Here is a 19,412-nt window from a genome sequence, read left to right as displayed (position 1 = left end):
GAAATGATGCCAATGAACCCAAAACAGCTCAAAAAATTGATGAAGCAACTTGACATGAGACAGCTTGATAACGTTGTTGAAGTTATCATAAGGCTCGAAGACAGAGAGATTATAATAAAAAATCCAACTGTGACCGTGATAAAAGCCATGGGAGAAAAGATATATCAAATTGCTGGAGGAGAAGAAGAGGAGAAAGTAAAACTAGTAATATCTGAAGAAGATATTAAACTTGTAATGGAGCAGACTGGTGTTGACTATGAAACAGCAAAAAAGGCTTTGGAAGAAGCTAATGGAGATTTAGCGGAAGCGATACTAAAGCTTACTGAAGGCTCTCCTTAGCTTCTTGTTTTTTAGTTTTTAGAGTTGCTATTAAATCAAGAAGTTGAGTAATTATTAATCTTTCTTCGTCAGTAGCTCTTTCATAAATTGAATTCAACGCATTAAACATAACCTCTAGGACATCTTCATCCAGAACCAAAAATTTGTCAGACATGCGAGCATAGAATTTAAGGATTGGTAGCCTTACCTCATTTTCTTGAAGCCTTTTTAATGTCAGGATAAGAACAGCCTTGAATAAGTCAATAGCTTCGGGGTTCTTTGACATTTCTTCTACAATCTTAAGACCAGCCTCTAAGTCCTCTTTCTTTGGAGACTTTACTAGAGAATCCAGAAGAGATAATATGTAGTTTTTAGTCCCGGGATATAGGAAATAAATCGTTGCCAGTATCTTTGTTGCAGTATCTCTAACCCAAGGATTCTTAGATTTTACAAAACTGCCCAAGCTTGGCAATATTGAATACGCCTTGCTGGGCCCTAGGTTATCAACAATTTTAGATAGTACCCATAAAGCATCCGTTCGCTTTATATAGTCTTCTGACGATAATAAATCTATCACAGCATCGAGAACATTCTCATCTCTTTTGGCTAGTTCCGCTACAATTTCATGTTTCTCTAAATCAAACAACTCCTCTACTTTATATTTTGAGAATTCCTCCAACAATTCTTCTTTCTTTTCTTTAAGTGTATTAATGATCCTATCGATCTTTTCTGATCCTTTTTCTTTGCTAAGTGTCATTAAGGCATTTGATAAGTTTTTGATTGCTTCTTCGGAAATTTGTGGATGTCTACTGATAATTCTCTCTATCGCTGCTAGCACTCTTTCTCGTAAGTATTCATCTTCCGACTTCACTAACTCAGAGAGTTCATTTATTATATTCTCCGATATCTCTTTGTCGTTGGACTTAATCGCTATTTCTGTCAACGCAGTTATAGCTGCACTTTGGACTTCTCTTTTTGTGCTTCCTTTTAATATGGATAAAAGTGCTGAAACTAATTTTCTCACAAGGATCTTTACCTTTATCCCTAAAACACCTAAACTTTCAGCAGCATATTCGCTGAGAACTCCTCTTCCTTCTTTGATAACATTTGTGAGGGCTTCAGATATCTTTGTATATGAATTTTCCGAAATATCAACGTTCTCTAATATAAATTTTAACAATTTTATTGCGTCTAATGAGACTTTCTCGTAAGGGTGCTTAGTTAGTTCTATTATCTTGTCCAGAAGATTTTCAACTTCAATTGGAGAAAGGACTTTTTCTTTGATTAATTTTTCAATTAGATAAAGGGTATTTGACTTTACCTCGCTGTCCTTGTCATTTAACAAATATTCTAAAATACTAACCTTATTCTTTGCTAATGCAATAGCTTCAGCAGCATCTTTGATCTTCCAATTTTTAACATCATTTCTAACTTGTCTTATGTTGATTATAGAGAACTCCTTTGCCATATTTTTCCCCCAGGAGGCTATTTGACAGGTAATTCAGTCGTTTCCTTGTGAACCTTTAAAACTATCATCGTGTGTGTTCCTTCAACCCCTTCTATGCTCCCCACCATATCAAGAAAGTTGTTGAGCTCCTCACTATTCTTTGTTCTAATTTTCACAACCATATCATAGTCACCAGTGGTTTCATAAACCTCAACAATTTCTGGATATTTGACTAGCTTTGATGCTACCTCAGAGTACTTTCCAGCCTTCACCTTTATCAATATAAAGGCTAATATATTGTATCCCAAGGCTTCTGGATTTACAACTGCCGTAAACTTCTTTATTACTCCACTTTCTCTCAATCTCTTGATTCTCTCATGAATTGTTGATTCTGCTAAGCCGGTAATTTTTGATATCTCTCTTAGGGGGACTTTTCCATCTTTTTGAAGAATCTCTATTATCTTCTTGTCAATATCATCAAGAATTCCTCTCATCTATTAACACCTCTAAAAAATTTTCATCATCATAAGATATAAATTTGATGGCTTGGTGGGGATATTGTCGTTTGTAATATATACATAAGCAAGAAAATTTTAAATATCCTTGGAGAGTAGCTTGGCGTGAAGAATAAACAATTAATTCACGAAACTTTCGGCCCTTATTTCCTGGGAAGAAGGTTGAGTTCCATAAGGAAAGAGTTATAAAGGAACTTCCAATTATGTTTGTGAAACAAAGGGGGGAATAAAAATGGCGGAAAGGCCTCTCGATGTCATACACAAGTCCTTGGATAAAGATGTGCTCGTGATACTAAAGAAGGGATTCGAATTTAGGGGTAAGCTCATTGGATATGACATTCACCTCAACGTAGTTTTAGCCAATGCTGAATTGCTCCAAGATGGAGAAGTTGTAAAGAAGTACGGCAAAATCGTGATCAGAGGTGACAATGTCTTGGCGATTTCTCCAACAGAAGAAGGTTGAGGTGAGTGTTGATGGGTAGTGGAACAGCGACCTTTGGAAAAAGAAATAGCACTCCCACTCACATTAGATGCAGGAGATGCGGTAGAGTTTCATATAATGTAAAGAAAGGCTATTGTGCAGCTTGTGGATTCGGTAGAAGCAGAAGGCTAAGGAAATATAGATGGAGTAAGAAGTGGAAGAAGAAAAAGAACGCCCATTGATTTCTTCTTTACTTTTCTTTGTGTTTTGCTTTCCACTTGCTCCACTTGTACAGTGCTGATAATGCCTTTATTGCCCTTTCTGGTTCTGGATATGCAGGAATTCCGTTCTCGTTTAGCATGTCTATGGCTTCTTTTGCCTCTATACCACCCACAATTGCAACTACAAGAGGCTTCTTTCTTCCACTTTCGTTGTACTCTCTTATCACTATCTCAGCCAGTTCTCTTGGATCAAGGACGGCAGTCTGACAATAGAGAACTGCTATTGAGTGCATTTCTGGATGAGCAAGAGCATCCCTTATAGCACCTTCATAACTCTTTCCATCTGCCATTCCAGTTAAGTCAACGGGATTCTTATAGCTTCCAAATGGTGGCATGTGGTTTGCGAATATCTTGAGCTCTTCAAGGTTGTCATAGAGGTGTAAGCCTTCTTCTTCTGCGGCGTCAGTTGCCATTACTCCAATTCCTCCTCCGTTGGTGATTATCACAACGTTATCTCCTTGTGGCTCAGGTAGATTGCTTAAAGCTCTTGCCCAGTCAAAAGCTTCACCAATGGTATATGCTCTTAAGACTCCACTCTGCTTAAATGCTGCGCTATAAACTTTGTCACTACCTGCAAGAGATCCCGTGTGTGAAGCGGCTGCTTTTGCTCCTCTCTCGCTTCTTCCGGCTTTAATGACAATTATTGGCTTCTTCTTGCTAACCTCTTTTGCTACCTCCATGAACCTCCTTCCATCTTTCACACCTTCCATGTAAATTAGAATAGCTCTCGTATTCTCATCATCCTTGAAGAACTCTAGAAGGTCTGCATCGTCAATGTCGGCTTTATTCCCAACGCTAACAACGGCTGAAAGTCCTATTTTCTCCAGTATTGTCCATCCCATTAGTGCAATTCCAAGGGCACCGCTTTGGCTAATTAGTGCTAATGGCCCTGGGAGAACGTCAGTTGGACCGAATGTTGCATTAAGCTTTGCTGGAGTGTATACAACTCCGAAGATGTTAGGACCAAGGATCCTCATTCCATATTTTCTGGCAGTTTCGACAAGTTGTTGCTCGACTTTCTTTCCTTCTTCTCCTAGCTCTCCAAATCCAGAGCTTATAATTGGGACGACCTTGACGCCTTTTTGACCACATTCCTCTAGAACCTGAGGGACAAACTTAGCTGGAACTACAATGACTGCCATATCTACTTCATCAGGAATCTCAAGAACGCTCTTGTAGACTTTGAATTTCCTTCCGTTAATCTCTATTTCCCCGCCTTTGATGTTTACTGGGTATATTTTGCCTTCATACCCATATTCTATGAGATTTTTCATAATTGCATATCCTATTTTCCCAGGCTTTGCAGAAGCTCCTATAACTGCGACGCTTTTTGGATTAAAAAGAGCCTCCAAACTCATTTAAATCACCTCTGAAATTGCTTCCATCTATCCGTTCTCTCTTAATATTATAACTTTATCCTTCTGCTTTTAACGAACTTTTGATCGGCAGATGTTAAACTTTTTGGGCAAGCCCTATTATTTCCTTTACACTGGAAAATCCTTCTTCCTCCAAGTATTTTCTAATCCCTTCTGCAATCTCCCTAAATACAGAAAATCCTTTTAAATAAACAGCAGTTCCAATTTGAACTGCAGAAGCTCCGGCTAATAGGAATTCTACTGCATCTTGCCAAGTAGTTATGCCTCCGATTCCAATAATCGGAATATCTAGTTTTGAAGCCAGATCATAAACAGCTCTAAGTGCTATTGGTTTGATCCCTGGGCCAGAGTATCCCCCAAATTTGTTGCTGAGTATCGGTCTTTTAGCATAGATATCAATTGCAATAGCCTTTAGTGTGTTTATGGCAGAAACTCCATCTGCTTCAGCTTTTTCTGCAGCTAGGCCCAGCTTGGTTATATCACTCGTGTTTGGAGTTAGTTTTGCTATTACGGGTTTATCTGTAACATCTTTAACAGCTTTAACAACCCTATATACGTTTTCTGGATCTTGTCCTATCTCCAATCCATATCCTTTTGCATGGGGACAACTTAAGTTCAATTCAAAGGCATCTCCTACACGTTCAAGTTTCTCCGCAAGGAATGCAAACTCTTCGGGATTCCCTCCAAAGATTGAGACTATAACTGGAAAATCGAATGACTCTTTCTCAAATTCCTCAAGAAATGCTTTCCATCCAGGGTTTGGTAGTCCCATAGCATTTATTAATCCACATGGGACTTCTACTACAGTTGGGTTATCATATCCTTTTCTGGGTTCTATTCCGATTGATTTAGTCACTACTCCTCCTGCTCCTTCTTTGTGGGCTCTTCTTAGCAACTCTGGTGTCATGTCAACAACTCCCGAGGCTAATATGAGCGGATTTTCGAAAGTAATTCCAAAAAGCTCTATTTTTATGCTCATTAATTATCCCCTCATGAAAAAACTGGGCAAGGTTTTTATATTTGTCCGCTTAATTCTTAAGTAGGTGATGTATCATTGTCAGTGATAATTAAAAATGGAATGATCATTTATGGTGATGAGTTTACAATTGTGAGATCTGATGTACTTATTGAAGATGGTGTGATAAAGGAAGTGGGGAAAAACATTAGAGCTCCGGCTGATATGGTTATCGACGCTTCTTCTCATCTAGTAATTCCTGGGTTAATTAATGCTCATACTCATGTGTCAATGGTTTTACTCAGAGGTTTGGCAGAGGATGTCCCACTCCAAGAATGGCTTCAAAATTATATATGGCCCAGGGAAAGAGAGCTTAAGAGGAAGGATATATACTGGGGAACTCTTCTTGGATTAGTTGAAATGGCTCGTTCTGGAGTAACCACGTTTGTTGACATGTACTTTCACATAGAGGAGGTAGCAAAAGCGACAATAGAAGTTGGTCTGAGGGGGTTCTTGGGATACGGAATGGTTGATTTGGAAAACAGAGAGAAGCTTGAAGTTGAGATTAAGGAGACTGAGAAATTTTATGAGTATGTAACAAAAATAAATTCTCCGCTTGTAAACTTTGTCTTAGCTCCTCATGCTCCCTATACTTGCTCTCTAGAGTGTTTAAAGTGGGTTTCTAAAAAAGCCAATCAATGGAACGTTCCAGTGACAATTCATCTTTCTGAAACCAAGAAAGAAGTGGAGGAAATAAGGAAGAAATATGGAATGACCCCTACCCAATTGTTGGATGAAGTTGGTCTGCTCAATGAAAAATTAATAGCTGCACATGGAGTTTGGTTAAGTGAGGAAGAGTTGAGGATGCTTTCTTCTGCAAATGCCACTGTAGTTCACTGCCCAGCAAGCAATATGAAACTTGGAAGTGGTGTCTTTCCATTGAGAAAAGCTCTCGACCTTGGAGTGAATGTGGCCCTCGGAACGGATGGAGCTGCAAGTAACAATACTCTTGATATGCTGAGAGAAATGAGATTGGCCAGCCTTCTTCAAAAAGTTGCCCATTTAAATCCAGCAATAGTAAAGTCAGAAGAAATTTTGAAAATGGCGACAGTGAATCCAGCAAAGGCATTAGGACTCAAGAGTGGAGTGATAAAAGAGGGGTATATTGCAGATTTAGCGCTGATAAACCTAAGAAGGCCGCACTTATTACCTCTCAATTCTCCAACATCTCTGCTGATCTATTCGGCAAGAGGAGGGGACGTTGATACACTCTTTGTAAATGGAGAGATAGTGATATTAGATGGAGAGTTTTTAACGGTAAATGAAGAAAAAATATTAGATAAGTTTTTGAAGGTGATCGAATAATGTGGATCTTCCAGCCAAACTTCATTATAGGGCTCTCTTTCCTATTTCTCTATGCCATGTTTTTCTACTTCTACTATACACGGAATAAGTTAGAGATGCTATACTTTTCAATAGCATTCTTAGCTATGGCCTTATGGGTATTTGTGGGAGATTACACTAAGCCACTTACCCTTGCAATGTTTTCTGGAGCCATTTGGCTTGGAACCTTAGAGATTTTAAATGGAACATTACTCCCAAGAAATGGAAGGGGAATAAAGTGGGTTGCTATAGCTCCATTTGCAGCCTCAATATTATTCTACAAAAGTTCTATATCTCTCGTAGTTAGCATTGCCTTTCTCCTAATGGCAGCCATAGTAATGATAATAGCTCATGAAAAACCCGTAAAAGCCAGCGGGATGTTGGTGGGAATACTTTCTCTAGTGCTCTTATTGCCAACTAAAATTTCCATATACTTGATATTCGCCATTCTAGTGGCGTTTGGGTATCTCATGTTATCAACTAGTAAAAAAGAAATTTTGACTTTTCTCTCTCCAGTGGGTGAAGAACTGCAGACTAATAAGTCTGGATTGAGAATATGCAAGGAATTTCCAGAAATTGAACTAGATAATGCTGTTGTATTCTCGAGAGAGCCTCAAAATAAAGAGGATTGGTTCTGGATTACAAAGGTTGAAGGAAAAAATACAATAGATCCCAATAAACTAGAAAAATTAGTTGATATCGCGAGTAAGAAACTAGAGAATGGAAAAATCGTTATAATAGACTGTCTTGACTATTTAATTTTGGAAAATGGATTTGAACCTGTTGCAAAGATGCTGGCATATCTTCGAGATGTTAGTATTCTGAACAACTCGAAAGTAATTTGCGTTGGAGATTTAAGCTGGCTTTCAAAAAAAGAGCTTGCCATGTTGGAAAAAATAATGGGTGATTACCATGATCAAGGTTGTTAAAGGGGATATTACAAAATTTAGAGCTGAGGCAATTGTCAATGCTGCTAACAAGTATCTAGAGCATGGAGGGGGAGTAGCTTATGCAATTGCAAAAGCTGCTGCTGGAGACGTTAGGGAGTACATCAGAATAAGCAAGGAAGCTATGCGAGAGCAACTGGGGAAAGATTGGATTGATCATGGTGAAGTTGTAGTCACCCCACCCCTTCAATTAGAAAAGAATGGAGTTAAATACGTGATTCACACCGTTGGTCCCTATTGTGGAGGTTCCTGGGACGAAGATAAAAAGAGCAAATTAAAGTTGGCTATACTGGGAGCTTTGAAAAAGGCTGATGAACTTGGGGTTAAAAGCATAGCATTTCCAGCAATAAGTGCTGGAATCTATGGTTGTCCTTTGGAGAAGGTTGTTGAGACTTTTGTAGAAGTAGTTAAGGAATTCCTGCCTTCCGCTAAATCCCTAAGAGAAGTGTTTCTAGTCTTGTACTCTCAAGAGGATTACGAAAAAGCTCTAAAAATAGTAGGGCAAGGAGGTGTTTGAAAATGGTTAAAGTGGAGAATTCAATTAAGAAAAAAATTGAGAAAAAGCTTCCTGAAAACTTAAAGAAACTCGCAGAATTGGCCTACAACTATTGGTGGAGCTGGGATGATAAGGCAATGAAGCTATGGCAGAGAATTGATGAAGATCACTGGAGAGAGTATAAGAATCCAGTGAAATTACTTCTTGATGTTCCAGAGTCTAGATTGAAAGAATTATCAAGGGATGATACCTTCTTAGACTTATATGAACTCGTAATTGAGAGGTTCAACTCTTACCTCAATCCAGAAACCACTTGGTTTTCAACTAATTATCCAAAGTGGGATAAGCCAATAGTTTACCTATGTATGGAGTACGGTATAAGTAAGAGCCTTCCCATCTATTCAGGTGGGCTTGGAATACTTGCCGGAGATCACTTAAAGACAGCCAGTGATCTTGGCCTTCCTTTGATTGGAATAGGATTACTCTACAAACATGGGTACTTCAAGCAAGAAATAGACAAGAATGGAAGACAAATAGAGATCTTCCCCGAGTATAATATCTCTGAGATGCCCATAAGACAAGTTCTAAATGAAGATGGGTCTCCCCTCCTGATAGATGTTCCGATGGAGAATAGAATCGTTAAAGCGAGAGTTTTTCTGGTAAAAGTGGGGAGAGTAGATTTGTACCTCTTAGATACTGATGTTCCTGAAAATAACGAGGAAGATAGAAAAATCTGTGATTATCTCTATAATGCAGAGCCCGATAAGAGGATAAAGCAGGAAATTCTACTGGGTATTGGAGGAATGAGACTATTAAAAGCTTTAGGAATAGAACCTGGAGTTATTCACTTAAATGAAGGCCATCCAGCTTTTGCAAACTTCGAGAGAATAAGATGGTTAATGGATGAAGGTTTGAGCTTTGAAGAGGCTTTAGAAGTAGTGAGGGGAACGAGTGTCTTTACAACGCACACCCCAGTACCAGCAGGGCACGATGTCTTTCCAGCGGACTTTGTTAGAGAAAAGCTTGCTAAGTTCTTTGAAGGACTGCCAGCAGAAAAATTCCTCGACCTTGGAAGAAGATTCCCAGGAGATTCGAACTTTAACATGACAGTATTATCTATTAAGACTTCAAACTTTGTTAACGGTGTGAGCAAATTACATGCAAAGATAACTAGAGAAATGTGGGCTGATTTATGGAAAGGAGTGCCAATAGATGAAATCCCAATTGAGGGTATTACCAACGGAGTCCACACAGCTACTTGGGTGCATGAGAGCATAGCAAAGCTCTACGATATTTATCTTGGAAAGATTTGGAGAGAGCATATAAACCTTGAGGGTATATGGTATGCAATCGAGAGAATTCCAGACGAAGAGTTGTGGGAGGCTCACCTAAAGGCAAAGAGAGAGTTCATTGACCTAGTAAGACGGAAGATTATGAGAAGAAACGAGAGACTGGGAATAGAGGAGCCTCTCCCAGATATAGATGAGAACGCACTCATAATTGGATTTGCCAGAAGATTTGCAACTTATAAGAGAGCAGTGCTCCTATTTACAGACTTAGAGAGACTTAAGAGAATAGTAAATAACCCAGAAAGGCCTGTATACATTGTTTTTGGTGGCAAAGCTCATCCCAGGGACGAGGCTGGTAAGGAATTCCTGAGAAGAGTGTATGAAGTCTCTCAAATGCCAGAATTCAAGGGTAAGATAATCCTCATAGAGAACTATGACATGGGTTCAGCAAGGCTGTTTGTTTCGGGAGTGGATGTTTGGTTGAATACTCCCAGGAGGCCATTGGAGGCTAGCGGAACAAGCGGAATGAAGGCAGGACTTAACGGTGTAATAAATTTGAGCGTCTACGATGGTTGGTGGGTTGAAGGATATAATGGTAGAAACGGTTGGGTAGTCGGTGACACTACTACAGAACCAGAAAGCGAGGAAGATGACTACTGGGATGCAATGAGTCTTTATGACCTCTTGGAAAACGTCGTAATTCCAATGTATTATGAGAACAGGGAAGCTTGGATAAGGATGATGAAAGAGAGCATAAAGAGCATTGCTCCTAACTTTAGCACTCACAGAATGCTAAAAGAGTATATAACGAAGTTCTACTCAAAAGCCATAGAACTAGGAATATTCTTGAGTAGAGATGACTACAGATGGGCAAAAGAAATAGCTAAGTGGAAAGAAAAAATTGCAAGAGAGTGGGAGAATGTTAACATTGAAGATGTGAAGGTCAACAAACACGTTATAGAGGCGATAGTAAATCTTGGAGATCTAACTCCAGAGGACGTAAGATTAGAAATCTACTATGGTCTCGTCGATGGGGAACAAGGCTTGATAAATGCCAACACAGTCGAGCTAAGGCCAGTAAAAGCACTTGGAAATGGAAAATACATATACAAGTATGAGGGTAGAGCTCTTGAGAGGCTTCAAGAGCCCTGCTGGATGTACAAGCTTAGAATCTATGCCCACCACCCAATGCTACCTACAAAATTCCTCCTGGGTGGTTACATAAAATGGAAAGATATTGAAAAGAAAGAGTAGAGGTTCACTCTTTTTCTTTCTCTTTTTCAACTTTTTCTCTGTATGCTTCTGCAGCTTCACTAAGTGTCTTGAATAACTTTAGCATTTCCATTGGTAGGGTGAGAACAATAACATTGCTCTTGTCACTTGCCACGTCGCTTATCGTTTGGAGAGTTCTAAGTTGCAGTGCCATTGGGTGCTCGCTTATAATTCTTGCAGCTTCTCTAAGCTTCTCAGCTGCCTGCCTTTCAGCTTCTGCCAATAGAATCCTTGCTCTTCTTTCTCTCTCAGCTTCAGCCTGCTTTGCCATGGCTCTCTGCATTCCTGCTGGTAGCTCCACGTCCTTAATCTCTACAGCTGTTACTTTTATTCCCCATGGATCCGTTGCCTCATCGATTATTCTTTGAAGTTGCATGTTGAGCTTATCTCTTTCACTGAGGAGTTCATCCAGGTGGGCCTGACCTATTACACTTCTCAATGTCGTCTGAGAAATCTGAGAGGTTGCCATAATGTAGTTCTTTACTTGGGTGACAGCTTTAACAGGATCAACGACCCTGAAGTAAACTACAGCATTTACTCTAACTGGAACGTTGTCCTTGGTTATTGTCTCCTGGACGGGGACGTCAAGTACTTGAGTTCTAAGATCCACTATTACGGCCTTTTCGAATATTGGGATTATGAAGAACAATCCTGGTCCTCTTGCTCCTACAACTCTACCTAGCCTGAATATCACCGCCCTCTCATATTCCTTTACTATCTTTATTGCACTTGAAAGGAAAATCAAAATAAATAACAAAATTATTGCTGCAGTAAAAAACCCTATTGGCGTGGCCATCACTTACCACCCTCCTCTTTCTTTCTAACAACAATAAGGGTCAAGCCTTCCATTCCCACAACTTTTACCTTTTCACCTTTCTCTATTTTTTCTCCATCCTTACTCCTTGCCTTCCACAATTCTCCTCTAACCTTTATCATCCCCTCCGGATTTAGTTCCTCAACAACGGTTCCTTCACTTCCTATCATTTCCTCCTTTCCTGTGGCAGCTTTTCTTCTATGTGCTCTTATTACTGCAGCCATGCCAAAGGCAAAGAACAGTGCAATTATCACCCCCAGGATTATTATTATAAGTCTGAGCTGGGAAAAGACATCTTTACTCACTAGATACTCCACGTTCCCCCCTCCAAACAGTAGAATTCCCCCTAGGATAAAGGAAATAAGACCAGCTACTGTGAATAAGCCAAATGTTGGTGTTAGGGCTTCTGCAACAAAGAACAACATCCCCACTATTATTAATAATAGGCCCGCTGCGTTGTAGCCAAAGTAACCGAACCCTAGGATTGCAAGGATTATCATTATTGCTCCAATTGTCTCTGGAACATGCCATCCAGGAGTTAGAAACCCGAGTATTAGGGCCCAGATTCCCAGAGTTAAGAGTATGTAGGATATATTTGGATCAGTTATGTAGGTAATTAGTTTGTCTTTTAAGGAGGGTTCTAAATACCGAACTTCCACATTAGTGAAGTTTAGTTTTATGTATCTTCCATTCACTGGGATTTTAGTTGTCATTCCGTTTGCTTTCTCCAGAAGATCATCGACATCTCTTGCTATGACTTCAATAACTCCATACTTTAGAGCTTCTTCTGGGGTAAGGCTGAGGTCTTCTGTTATAAACTTCTCAGCTATAGTGGCATTTCTCCCACTTTCCTCGGCGAGGCTTTTTATGTAGGCTATATAATGATTAACGATCTTAGGGGGTGCTTCTACTATTGATCCATTTTGTGAATATCCGAGAATAGGCCTACAGGCTCCTATGCTTGTCCCAGGAGCCATGGCTATTAAATGGGCGCCTAAGGCTATGTAAGTTCCCGCAGAAGCAGCTGATGCTCCTGGAGGATAGACATAAATTATTACAGGAACCTTTGCCTGTTGTATTCTCTGAATTATTTCCATCATTGCGTCTCCTCTTCCTCCTGGCGTGTCTAGCTCAATGATTATTGCCCTAGCATTGTTTCTTTCAGCTATTGAGATGTAGCGGTCAAATTGGTCAAAGGTGTATGATGTTATCTGGCCTGTAATTTGAGCTACATAAACAACATTGCTGTCTCTTCCTTTCACACCCTGGGCAAAGAGTAGCAAAGTGAAGATCGTAAGTATCATTATTGCCTTTTTCATGGTCATCCCTAATCAACTAAAAGTAGTAATACAGGTATTTAAGTTTTGACCTTCATAACCTTGAGAGGTTAATCAATCCTCCATAAAAATCACCAAAAAAATAATACAAAAGAAGCCCAGGTTATCATAACTTTCTCATAGCCATCTCAGCTGCTATCGTAATTGGATCTATAGTTGGGCTTATTGGAGGAGCATAGGCAGTTTCAAGATAGACAACATCTTCAACGGTAGCTCCTTTCTGGGCTAATGCAGAAAGTGTCATTATTCTCCCCCAAACTCTTTCTCCGCCCACTATTTGAGCACCTATTAGTCTTCTGTCTTCTTTCCTAAAGATTAACTTAACAACTATCGGCTTTCCTCCTGGGTAGTATTCAGGTTTCGTTGAACCTCTGAATTTTCCTACAACCACTTCGATTTCCTCCTTCTTGGCCCTCTCCTCTGTAATACCAAAGGCTCCAATTTCAAGATCAAAGATCTCAGTTATGGCAGTGTTGAATACTGGTCTAAACTTCACATTTCTCCCAGCTATGTTCTCTGCAGCAACTTTTGCCATTCTAACTGCTGAAGTTCCAAGTTGGCTGAGAGTTCTTTTTCCAGTGACTGCATCTATAACCTCAGCACAGTCTCCTATTGCATAGATATCTGGGTCACTAGTTTGGAGGTATTCATTTACGACTATTCCCCTGTTGACCTCAAGTCCTGCCTCTTTGGCTAACTCTACATTCGCCCTAACACCAGTAGCTACAAGAACTATATCAGCGTCGATTTCCTCCTCTCCCACTTTTACTTTTTCCACTGGATCTCCTATTATTTCATCCACTCCAACTCCAAATTTGAAGTCTACTCCGTACTTTCTCATGTTTTCTTCGACTATTTTAGCAATATCTTTGTCCAGCATGGTGGGCAAGAGGTGCTCTAAAAGCTCAACAACTGTAACCTTCATTCCTAGCTTTGCGAAAGCTTCGGCTCCTTCCAGCCCAATTAAACCCGCGCCGATCACAACGGCGTTCTTTGGATTTCTCTTTTTAATAAACTCCTTTATCTTTCGGACATCTTCTAGGCTCTTCAGTGTGAAAACTCCCTCATTTTCTACTCCCTTTATTGGAGGGACAAAAGCCTTAGAACCTGTTGCTATAACAAGCTTGTCGTATGGAATTTCACCCTTATCAGTGACAACGACTTTCCTTTCCCTGTCTATTTTCTTAGCTTCAGTGTTTAGGAGGAGCTTAATTCTCTGCTTTTCATAAAATTCATTGGGGAAAACTATTACATCTTCGGGCTTTTCTATAACTCCGCTTATGACGTGAGGCAAAGCGCAGGGAGAATATTGCATTGTTTCTTCTTTTCCAATTACTGTTATCTCGGCTTTTCTGTCCAATTTCCTCATAAAAAGTGCAAAGTTGCTTCCTGCAGTTCCCGAACCTATAACAACTATTCTCATTCGACCACCAAGAGATAATAAAGTTTGAGTGACATTAAATATTTAATCTTTAAAAAATCCAAAAAATCACAGTATTGGAGGTGAAAAATTAGCATTTGTTCAAACTTAGCTTCTTGCCTTGTGTCCAAGCATTTCCCTTACAATCTTAATTGCGCAAAGATCTCCACACATGGAGCACGCTTCACTCTTTGTTGGCCTCTCTTTTCTTATCTCGATAAATTTCTCTTTGTCAAATGCGATCTTAAATTGCTCTTTCCAGTTGAGCTTTCCTCTAGCAAGGCTCATCTGGTAGTCAATCTTAAAGTCTTCCTCAAATCTTGTTAGGTTTACTGCATGAGCTGCTATTTTCGTTGCTATTACTCCTTCTTTTACATGCTCTATGGTTGGAAGGCCTAAATGCTCAGCTGGAGTTACATAGCAGAGGAAGTCTGCTCCATTTAAAGCTGCAATTGCACCTCCAATGGCTGCGGAAATGTGGTCATAGCCAGGGAAGATATCGGTAACTATTGGACCAAGCACATAAACCGGTGCATTGTCACTTGCAATCTTCATGAGCCTTATATGAGTTGGTATCTGGTCTATTGGCACATGACCTGGCCCTTCTACCATAGTTTGAACTCCAAATTCCCTAGCCCTCTTTACTAGTCTTCCTATAGTGTAGAGCTCTGCAATTTGAAGCTCATCTCCGGCATCGGGAAGCCCTCCAGGCCTAAGACCATCGCCTAAACTGAGAACTACGTCATACTCCTTTGCAAGCTCTAGTAAGTACTCATAATTTTTATAGAAGGGATTTTCTTCGCCCCAGTGAAGTATCCATGCTGCCAAAAATGTGCCTCCTCTTGATACCATTCCAACTACCCTATTTACTCTCTTTAACTTCTCAACAACTTCCTTTGTTACTCCAGCATGTATTGTGACAAAGTCTACGCCATCTTTAAAGTGTTTCTCTACCGCTTTCCACATATCATCTTCTGTCATCTCTATTATGGCCTTTCCCCTTGCAAGCATTTCTTCTGCAGCTTGGTATATTGGCACTGTTCCCACGGGAACGTTCACAGCTTTCATTATCTTTCTTCTAATGAAGTCTAGATCCCCTCCCGTGGAGAGATCCATTATAGTGTCGGCTCCATATTTTACAGCTATCTTTGCCTTTTCGATCTCTTCTTCCACGTTTACTATATCCCTTGAAGTCCCTATGTTTGCGTTGACCTTAACCCTAACCCCTTGACCCACCGCCACCGGAACAACCCAATCGTGATTTACATTCCTAAAAATAACAGTATGTCCTTTTGCAACACTTCTCCTTAATTTTTCTGGGTCTATTTTCTCAATTTTTGCAATCTTCTTCATTTCTTCCGTAATTACTCCTCTTTTGGCTTCTTCCATCTGAGTCATATTTGCACCTCCAGATAATAGGGTTTTTGTAATACAAAACTTGGTTTTGTAGGGCACTTAAAACATTTTCCATGATGAAAAAAACAAAGTTTTTATATTATAAAACTCAGTTTTGAGTGGTGATAAAGATGCTGAAGGACGTTGTTATAAGTAGGGCTATAGTTGAGAGTTATTTCAAAGACCTCTTAAACAACTTGGAACTTGACGTTGCTATAGTAGGCGCAGGTCCTTCAGGGATGGTGGCTGGGTATTATCTTGCTAAAGGTGGAGCCAAAGTGGCCATATTTGAAAAGAAACTCTCCATAGGGGGAGGCATCTGGGGAGGAGGTATGGGATTCAACAAAATAGTGGTTCAAGAGGAAGCAAAAGAAATACTCGATGAATTCGATATAAGGTACGAAGAATTTGAGAAGGGATACTATGTTGCGGATGCCATAGAGGTTGCCACAACAATAGCTAGTAAAACTGTAAAGGCAGGAGTTAAGATATTCAATATGGTAGAGGTTGAAGATTTGGTTGTAAAAGACGATAGGGTAAGTGGAATTGTTATTAATTGGACTCCAGTTAAGATGACTGGGCTTCACGTTGACCCATTGACAGTTGAGGCAAAGTACGTCATAGATTCCACAGGACACGGGGCTCAAGTGACTCAATTCCTTCTAAAAAGAGGGTTAATCGAGAAGATCCCAGGAGAAGGTGCAATGTGGGCTGAGATGGGTGAAAAGCTGACAGTTGAGAATACAAAAGAAGTATTCCCAGGACTTTATGTTACTGGAATGGCGGCGAATGCTGTTAGCGGAGCTCCAAGGATGGGGCCAATCTTTGGTGGAATGTTTTTGAGCGGTAGAAAAGCTGCTATGGAAATACTTCAAAAACTTGGCCTCTAATTTTATTCTTTTTTGCCAATGGTTTGCTAAATTTTAGGTAAGGTTTATATAAAGTTTTAACTTGATATTTTGTTGAAAGACTATACTTGAGGTGGTTAGCATGGATAAGATGAAAATAATTATGGAGAAGGGAACTGAAAGGCTCAAGAGAGGATTTGCAAAGATGGTAAAGGGCGGAGTCATTATGGACGTTACGAATGCTGAACAGGCTAGAATTGCAGAGGAAGCTGGTGCTGTAGCAGTAATGGCTCTTCACAAGGTCCCCGCTGATATTAGAAAGGCTGGTGGAGTTGCTAGAATGGCGCCAGTGGAGAAGATTCAGGAGATAATGGATGCCGTTACAATTCCAGTAATGGCAAAGGTTAGAATTGGCCATGAAGCTGAGGCAAGAATTCTTGAGGCCTTAGGGGTTGATATGATCGATGAAAGTGAAGTTCTAACTCCAGCAGATCCATTCTTCCACATATATAAGAAGAAGTTCACAGTTCCATTCGTTTGTGGTGCAAGGAACTTAGGAGAGGCCGTGAGGAGGATATGGGAAGGAGCCGCAATGATTAGAACAAAGGGAGAAGCAGGAACTGGAAACATTATTGAGGCCGTGAGGCATGTGAGGCTAGTTAATGAAAACATAAGATTAATTCAGAGAATGACTGATGAGGAAATATATGGTGTTGCAGAGAAGTTTGCAGAACCATACTTAAGGTTGGCATTCAGCGTTAAGGAAATAAGCGGTTTACCAAAGAGAGTCCTCGAAAATGAGCCCATCTATGAGGGCTTTACATACAGGGAAATCGTTGATGGTCTCTACAAGATTCTCTTAGAGATAAAGAAGCTTGGAAGGTTGCCAGTAGTGAACTTTGCTGCAGGTGGAGTTGCCACACCAGCTGATGCAGCTCTAATGATGGCAATGGGTATGGACGGTGTGTTCGTAGGTTCTGGAATCTTCAAGAGCTCAAACCCACCAGCAATGGCAAGGGCAATAGTTGAGGCAGTGAACCACTGGGATGAGCCTGATGTTCTTGCCGAGATAAGCAGGGAAATTGGTGAACCAATGCGTGGGCAAGATATAGCGGAGTTAGAAGTTAGAATGGAAGAGAGGGGAGTTTGAATTTCTCTTCTCTATTTTTTGAGGTGATTTAATGGTCAAGATAGGTGTTATTGGCCTTCAGGGAGATGTAAGCGAGCACATTGAAGCTACTAAAAGGGCCTTGGAAAGATTAGGGATTGAAGGGAGTGTTATATGGGTCAAGAGACCCGAACAACTCAACCAAATTGATGGAGTAATAATCCCAGGAGGGGAAAGCACAACAATCTCAAGACTAATGCAGAGAACAGGATTATTTGATCCATTAAAAAAGATGATTGAGGATGGCCTCCCCGCAATGGGTACTTGTGCAGGGCTGATAATGCTTGCAAAGGAAGTTATTGGAGCTACACCAGAGCAAAAGTTCCTTGAGGTTCTTGATGTGAAGGTGAACAGGAATGCCTATGGTAGGCAAGTTGACAGCTTTGAAGCTCCTGTAAAGTTGGCATTTGACGATAAACCATTCATTGGTGTTTTCATTAGGGCTCCGAGGATAGTTGAGCTTTTGTCAGACAAGGTTAAGCCCCTTGCTTGGCTGGAAGATAGAGTTGTAGGGGTTGAACAAGGAAACGTTATCGGTCTAGAATTCCATCCCGAGCTTACTGACGATACTAGAATTCACGAGTATTTCCTAAAGAAGATTGTCTAAATTATTTTGGAATTTTATTTTTGTCCTTAACTTAATTAAGTTCTCAGTTATACCTACCTATGTTCTGTTATATATCTGTACAATGAAAATTTTATAAGGAAAATTATTACGATAAAGTTTTGGTGATGACAGTGGTATTGAAATTTACATACAGATTATTTAGTGTAATATTGCTTATTATTTTAGTAGTATCTACCTATGTAAATAGTAGAAAGAATGAAATTACTCCTGAACTTGCTGGTCATGGAACAGTAACAAAGTTGCTTGGCAAATGGGTTGACACTGCTGATAGTGTATCATATGCTAGGGTGTCAATTTCTAGAGGGTATGGGAGCGCGTACCTCTCTTTTGATGTTTCTATTAATGGAAAATATGGTGTAGTAGCAGCTGCAGCATCTGGCTATAGCCTCACATGGTATACAAATGGAGATAAGGAGAGAACTGTATTCTCTCCATTGTATTTACTAGAAGTGAGGAGCAAAGATTATGATAGCTTAGAGAAAGATGTTAGGTACTATAAAACCTAACTATTGGATACGAAAATTATCAACGAAAACATCCTATGGATATAGGATTGATGCAAGAGCTTATGTAAAAGTAGTTAGAAAAACATATCACTTTCTCTGGAAAGATTCTGAAGAGATAGTGATATTTAATCCCAATGCAGATGTAGGAGGTTTACTCTATATCGGGGGGTAGCAGGATGAGAGGAGTATTTATTTCATATTTCTTTCTTGTATTTTTTGTTGGTTTATTATCTCTAGGATATTCCACAACTATTGTTCAAGGGACAGTTGTTATTATCCCACTATGTGGGGTAGGAAACAATACTTATCAAACTATCCCAGTAGCTATTCCTGAAAATTTGAGCGGATTTAGAGAATATCTAGGGAGAGTAGAAATCATAATACCAGAAAACACTCATGAAGTGACTGTTGTCCTACATATAGATGATGCCAGCCCAGATCTCAAGGGGTTTATCAACAAATCAATTACAAAGACTTTAGAATAAGAGAAGACACTAACACTTTCTATCTAAACAACACGCCAGTTTTCTTTCCTTTTTATATAAATCCAAACACAAAAAGGCCATTCCATTTAGTTGAGTATCTTAGAGAGGGGG

Annotated in this window: 20 protein-coding genes; 12 read left to right on the top strand and 8 right to left on the bottom strand. The window is 39.9% G+C overall.

The features are described from left to right. Positions 1 to 3: 3 nt before the first annotated feature. Complete coding sequence (locus tag ACMFNG_RS00320; RefSeq protein WP_011012692.1) at positions 4 to 339, top strand: nascent polypeptide-associated complex protein; 336 nt, start codon at positions 4 to 6, stop codon at positions 337 to 339. Here ACMFNG_RS00320 and ACMFNG_RS00315 read toward each other — a convergent pair. Further along, positions 320 to 1,786, bottom strand: a complete 1,467-nt coding sequence (locus tag ACMFNG_RS00315; protein WP_011012691.1) for a hypothetical protein — start codon at positions 1,784 to 1,786, stop codon at positions 320 to 322. The two genes, ACMFNG_RS00320 and ACMFNG_RS00315, sit on opposite strands and share 20 nt — an antisense overlap. Before the next feature lie 17 nt (positions 1,787 to 1,803). Then, positions 1,804 to 2,259 (bottom strand): Lrp/AsnC family transcriptional regulator, encoded by a 456-nt coding sequence (locus ACMFNG_RS00310; RefSeq protein ID WP_011012690.1) that lies wholly within the window; start codon positions 2,257 to 2,259, stop codon positions 1,804 to 1,806. A gap of 253 nt (positions 2,260 to 2,512) precedes the next feature. On the opposite strand from ACMFNG_RS00310, the gene ACMFNG_RS00305 reads away from it, so the two are divergent. Both ACMFNG_RS00305 and ACMFNG_RS00300 read left to right on the top strand, forming a co-directional pair. Continuing rightward, the gene (locus tag ACMFNG_RS00305) at positions 2,513 to 2,743 is read left to right on the top strand and encodes an LSm family protein (RefSeq protein ID WP_011012689.1); all 231 of its coding nucleotides are present in this window, start codon (positions 2,513 to 2,515) and stop codon (positions 2,741 to 2,743) included. An 11-nt stretch (positions 2,744 to 2,754) separates the two neighbouring features. Then, positions 2,755 to 2,943 (top strand): 50S ribosomal protein L37e, encoded by a 189-nt coding sequence (locus tag ACMFNG_RS00300; RefSeq protein ID WP_014835439.1) that lies wholly within the window; start codon positions 2,755 to 2,757, stop codon positions 2,941 to 2,943. An 8-nt stretch (positions 2,944 to 2,951) separates the two neighbouring features. On the opposite strand, the gene acdAI is transcribed toward ACMFNG_RS00300, so the two are convergent. Both acdAI and ACMFNG_RS00290 read right to left on the bottom strand, forming a co-directional pair. Beyond that, positions 2,952 to 4,340 (bottom strand): acetate--CoA ligase II subunit alpha, encoded by a 1,389-nt coding sequence (gene acdAI, locus ACMFNG_RS00295; protein WP_011012687.1) that lies wholly within the window; start codon positions 4,338 to 4,340, stop codon positions 2,952 to 2,954. 94 nt (positions 4,341 to 4,434) lie between these two features. Beyond that, positions 4,435 to 5,337, bottom strand: a complete 903-nt coding sequence (locus tag ACMFNG_RS00290; protein WP_011012686.1) for a dihydroorotate dehydrogenase — start codon at positions 5,335 to 5,337, stop codon at positions 4,435 to 4,437. 81 nt (positions 5,338 to 5,418) lie between these two features. Here ACMFNG_RS00290 and ACMFNG_RS00285 point away from each other — a divergent pair, with 81 nt between their 5' ends. The 4 genes from ACMFNG_RS00285 to malP are packed head-to-tail and all read left to right on the top strand — an operon-like array spanning position 5,419 to position 10,682. Beyond that, positions 5,419 to 6,678: an amidohydrolase family protein gene (locus tag ACMFNG_RS00285; protein WP_011012685.1), complete on the top strand. Its 1,260-nt coding sequence runs from the start codon at positions 5,419 to 5,421 to the stop codon at positions 6,676 to 6,678. Further along, positions 6,678 to 7,625 carry a DUF835 domain-containing protein gene (locus tag ACMFNG_RS00280; protein WP_011012684.1) on the top strand — a complete coding sequence of 316 codons (948 nt, stop codon included), beginning with the start codon at positions 6,678 to 6,680 and terminating at the stop codon, positions 7,623 to 7,625. The genes ACMFNG_RS00285 and ACMFNG_RS00280 overlap by 1 nt, the downstream gene beginning before the upstream one ends. Next, positions 7,609 to 8,160 carry a [protein ADP-ribosylglutamate] hydrolase gene (locus tag ACMFNG_RS00275; protein ID WP_014835438.1) on the top strand — a complete coding sequence of 184 codons (552 nt, stop codon included), beginning with the start codon at positions 7,609 to 7,611 and terminating at the stop codon, positions 8,158 to 8,160. Before ACMFNG_RS00280 ends, ACMFNG_RS00275 begins: the two co-directional genes overlap by 17 nt. Positions 8,161 to 8,162: 2 nt before the next feature. Beyond that, positions 8,163 to 10,682, top strand: coding sequence for a maltodextrin phosphorylase (gene malP / locus ACMFNG_RS00270; protein ID WP_011012682.1), 2,520 nt, complete (start codon positions 8,163 to 8,165; stop codon positions 10,680 to 10,682). Between the two features lie 4 nt (positions 10,683 to 10,686). On the opposite strand, the gene ACMFNG_RS00265 is transcribed toward malP, so the two are convergent. The 4 genes from ACMFNG_RS00265 to thiC form a co-directional block, all read right to left on the bottom strand. Further along, positions 10,687 to 11,496: a slipin family protein gene (locus tag ACMFNG_RS00265; RefSeq protein WP_011012681.1), complete on the bottom strand. Its 810-nt coding sequence runs from the start codon at positions 11,494 to 11,496 to the stop codon at positions 10,687 to 10,689. Further along, entirely contained in the window at positions 11,496 to 12,833 is a 1,338-nt protein-coding gene (locus ACMFNG_RS00260) for an NfeD family protein (protein ID WP_014835437.1), read from the bottom strand. Before ACMFNG_RS00260 ends, ACMFNG_RS00265 begins: the two co-directional genes overlap by 1 nt. Positions 12,834 to 12,957: 124 nt before the next feature. After that, on the bottom strand, positions 12,958 to 14,274 hold the full coding sequence (locus ACMFNG_RS00255) for an NAD(P)/FAD-dependent oxidoreductase (RefSeq protein ID WP_011012679.1): 1,317 nt from the start codon (positions 14,272 to 14,274) through the stop codon (positions 12,958 to 12,960). A gap of 105 nt (positions 14,275 to 14,379) precedes the next feature. Beyond that, the gene (thiC, locus tag ACMFNG_RS00250; RefSeq protein WP_011012678.1) at positions 14,380 to 15,669 is read right to left on the bottom strand and encodes a phosphomethylpyrimidine synthase ThiC; all 1,290 of its coding nucleotides are present in this window, start codon (positions 15,667 to 15,669) and stop codon (positions 14,380 to 14,382) included. 128 nt (positions 15,670 to 15,797) lie between these two features. Here thiC and ACMFNG_RS00245 point away from each other — a divergent pair, with 128 nt between their 5' ends. The 5 genes from ACMFNG_RS00245 to ACMFNG_RS00225 all read left to right on the top strand — a co-directional run bounded on the left by ACMFNG_RS00245 (position 15,798) and on the right by ACMFNG_RS00225 (position 19,301). After that, positions 15,798 to 16,556 (top strand): sulfide-dependent adenosine diphosphate thiazole synthase, encoded by a 759-nt coding sequence (locus ACMFNG_RS00245; protein WP_011012677.1) that lies wholly within the window; start codon positions 15,798 to 15,800, stop codon positions 16,554 to 16,556. A gap of 100 nt (positions 16,557 to 16,656) precedes the next feature. Next, positions 16,657 to 17,664, top strand: a complete 1,008-nt coding sequence (gene pdxS, locus ACMFNG_RS00240) for a pyridoxal 5'-phosphate synthase lyase subunit PdxS (RefSeq protein ID WP_011012676.1) — start codon at positions 16,657 to 16,659, stop codon at positions 17,662 to 17,664. A 31-nt stretch (positions 17,665 to 17,695) separates the two neighbouring features. Then, positions 17,696 to 18,289 carry a pyridoxal 5'-phosphate synthase glutaminase subunit PdxT gene (gene pdxT / locus ACMFNG_RS00235; RefSeq protein WP_011012675.1) on the top strand — a complete coding sequence of 198 codons (594 nt, stop codon included), beginning with the start codon at positions 17,696 to 17,698 and terminating at the stop codon, positions 18,287 to 18,289. A gap of 125 nt (positions 18,290 to 18,414) precedes the next feature. Beyond that, on the top strand, positions 18,415 to 18,816 hold the full coding sequence (locus ACMFNG_RS00230) for a hypothetical protein (protein WP_011012674.1): 402 nt from the start codon (positions 18,415 to 18,417) through the stop codon (positions 18,814 to 18,816). Positions 18,817 to 18,992: 176 nt separating this feature from the next. After that, on the top strand, positions 18,993 to 19,301 hold the full coding sequence (locus ACMFNG_RS00225) for a hypothetical protein (protein ID WP_011012672.1): 309 nt from the start codon (positions 18,993 to 18,995) through the stop codon (positions 19,299 to 19,301). Positions 19,302 to 19,412: the final 111 nt, after the last annotated feature.

It is taken from the genome of Pyrococcus woesei (genome assembly GCF_050496105.1).
Classification (GTDB): domain Archaea; phylum Methanobacteriota_B; class Thermococci; order Thermococcales; family Thermococcaceae; genus Pyrococcus; species Pyrococcus furiosus.
Note: the sequence above shows the minus strand (reverse complement) of the source record. Positions and strands in the feature narration are given on the sequence as shown.

Bases quoted from the DNA above. Each gene is read 5' to 3' on its own strand.
- acdAI (WP_011012687.1), bottom strand. From the start codon at position 4,340: ATGAGTTTGGAGGCTCTTTTTAATCCAAAAAGCGTCGCAGTTATAGGA.
- ACMFNG_RS00275 (WP_014835438.1), top strand. From the start codon at position 7,609: ATGATCAAGGTTGTTAAAGGGGATATTACAAAATTTAGAGCTGAGGCA.
- ACMFNG_RS00245 (WP_011012677.1), top strand. From the start codon at position 15,798: ATGCTGAAGGACGTTGTTATAAGTAGGGCTATAGTTGAGAGTTATTTC.
- ACMFNG_RS00290 (WP_011012686.1), bottom strand. From the start codon at position 5,337: ATGAGCATAAAAATAGAGCTTTTTGGAATTACTTTCGAAAATCCGCTC.
- pdxT (WP_011012675.1), top strand. From the start codon at position 17,696: ATGGTCAAGATAGGTGTTATTGGCCTTCAGGGAGATGTAAGCGAGCAC.
- ACMFNG_RS00230 (WP_011012674.1), top strand. From the start codon at position 18,415: ATGACAGTGGTATTGAAATTTACATACAGATTATTTAGTGTAATATTG.
- ACMFNG_RS00315 (WP_011012691.1), bottom strand. From the start codon at position 1,786: ATGGCAAAGGAGTTCTCTATAATCAACATAAGACAAGTTAGAAATGAT.
- ACMFNG_RS00260 (WP_014835437.1), bottom strand. From the start codon at position 12,833: ATGAAAAAGGCAATAATGATACTTACGATCTTCACTTTGCTACTCTTT.
- ACMFNG_RS00320 (WP_011012692.1), top strand. From the start codon at position 4: ATGATGCCAATGAACCCAAAACAGCTCAAAAAATTGATGAAGCAACTT.
- pdxS (WP_011012676.1), top strand. From the start codon at position 16,657: ATGGATAAGATGAAAATAATTATGGAGAAGGGAACTGAAAGGCTCAAG.
- ACMFNG_RS00280 (WP_011012684.1), top strand. From the start codon at position 6,678: ATGTGGATCTTCCAGCCAAACTTCATTATAGGGCTCTCTTTCCTATTT.
- ACMFNG_RS00300 (WP_014835439.1), top strand. From the start codon at position 2,755: ATGGGTAGTGGAACAGCGACCTTTGGAAAAAGAAATAGCACTCCCACT.
- ACMFNG_RS00255 (WP_011012679.1), bottom strand. From the start codon at position 14,274: ATGAGAATAGTTGTTATAGGTTCGGGAACTGCAGGAAGCAACTTTGCA.
- thiC (WP_011012678.1), bottom strand. From the start codon at position 15,669: ATGACTCAGATGGAAGAAGCCAAAAGAGGAGTAATTACGGAAGAAATG.
- ACMFNG_RS00310 (WP_011012690.1), bottom strand. From the start codon at position 2,259: ATGAGAGGAATTCTTGATGATATTGACAAGAAGATAATAGAGATTCTT.
- ACMFNG_RS00305 (WP_011012689.1), top strand. From the start codon at position 2,513: ATGGCGGAAAGGCCTCTCGATGTCATACACAAGTCCTTGGATAAAGAT.
- malP (WP_011012682.1), top strand. From the start codon at position 8,163: ATGGTTAAAGTGGAGAATTCAATTAAGAAAAAAATTGAGAAAAAGCTT.
- ACMFNG_RS00225 (WP_011012672.1), top strand. From the start codon at position 18,993: ATGAGAGGAGTATTTATTTCATATTTCTTTCTTGTATTTTTTGTTGGT.
- ACMFNG_RS00265 (WP_011012681.1), bottom strand. From the start codon at position 11,496: ATGGCCACGCCAATAGGGTTTTTTACTGCAGCAATAATTTTGTTATTT.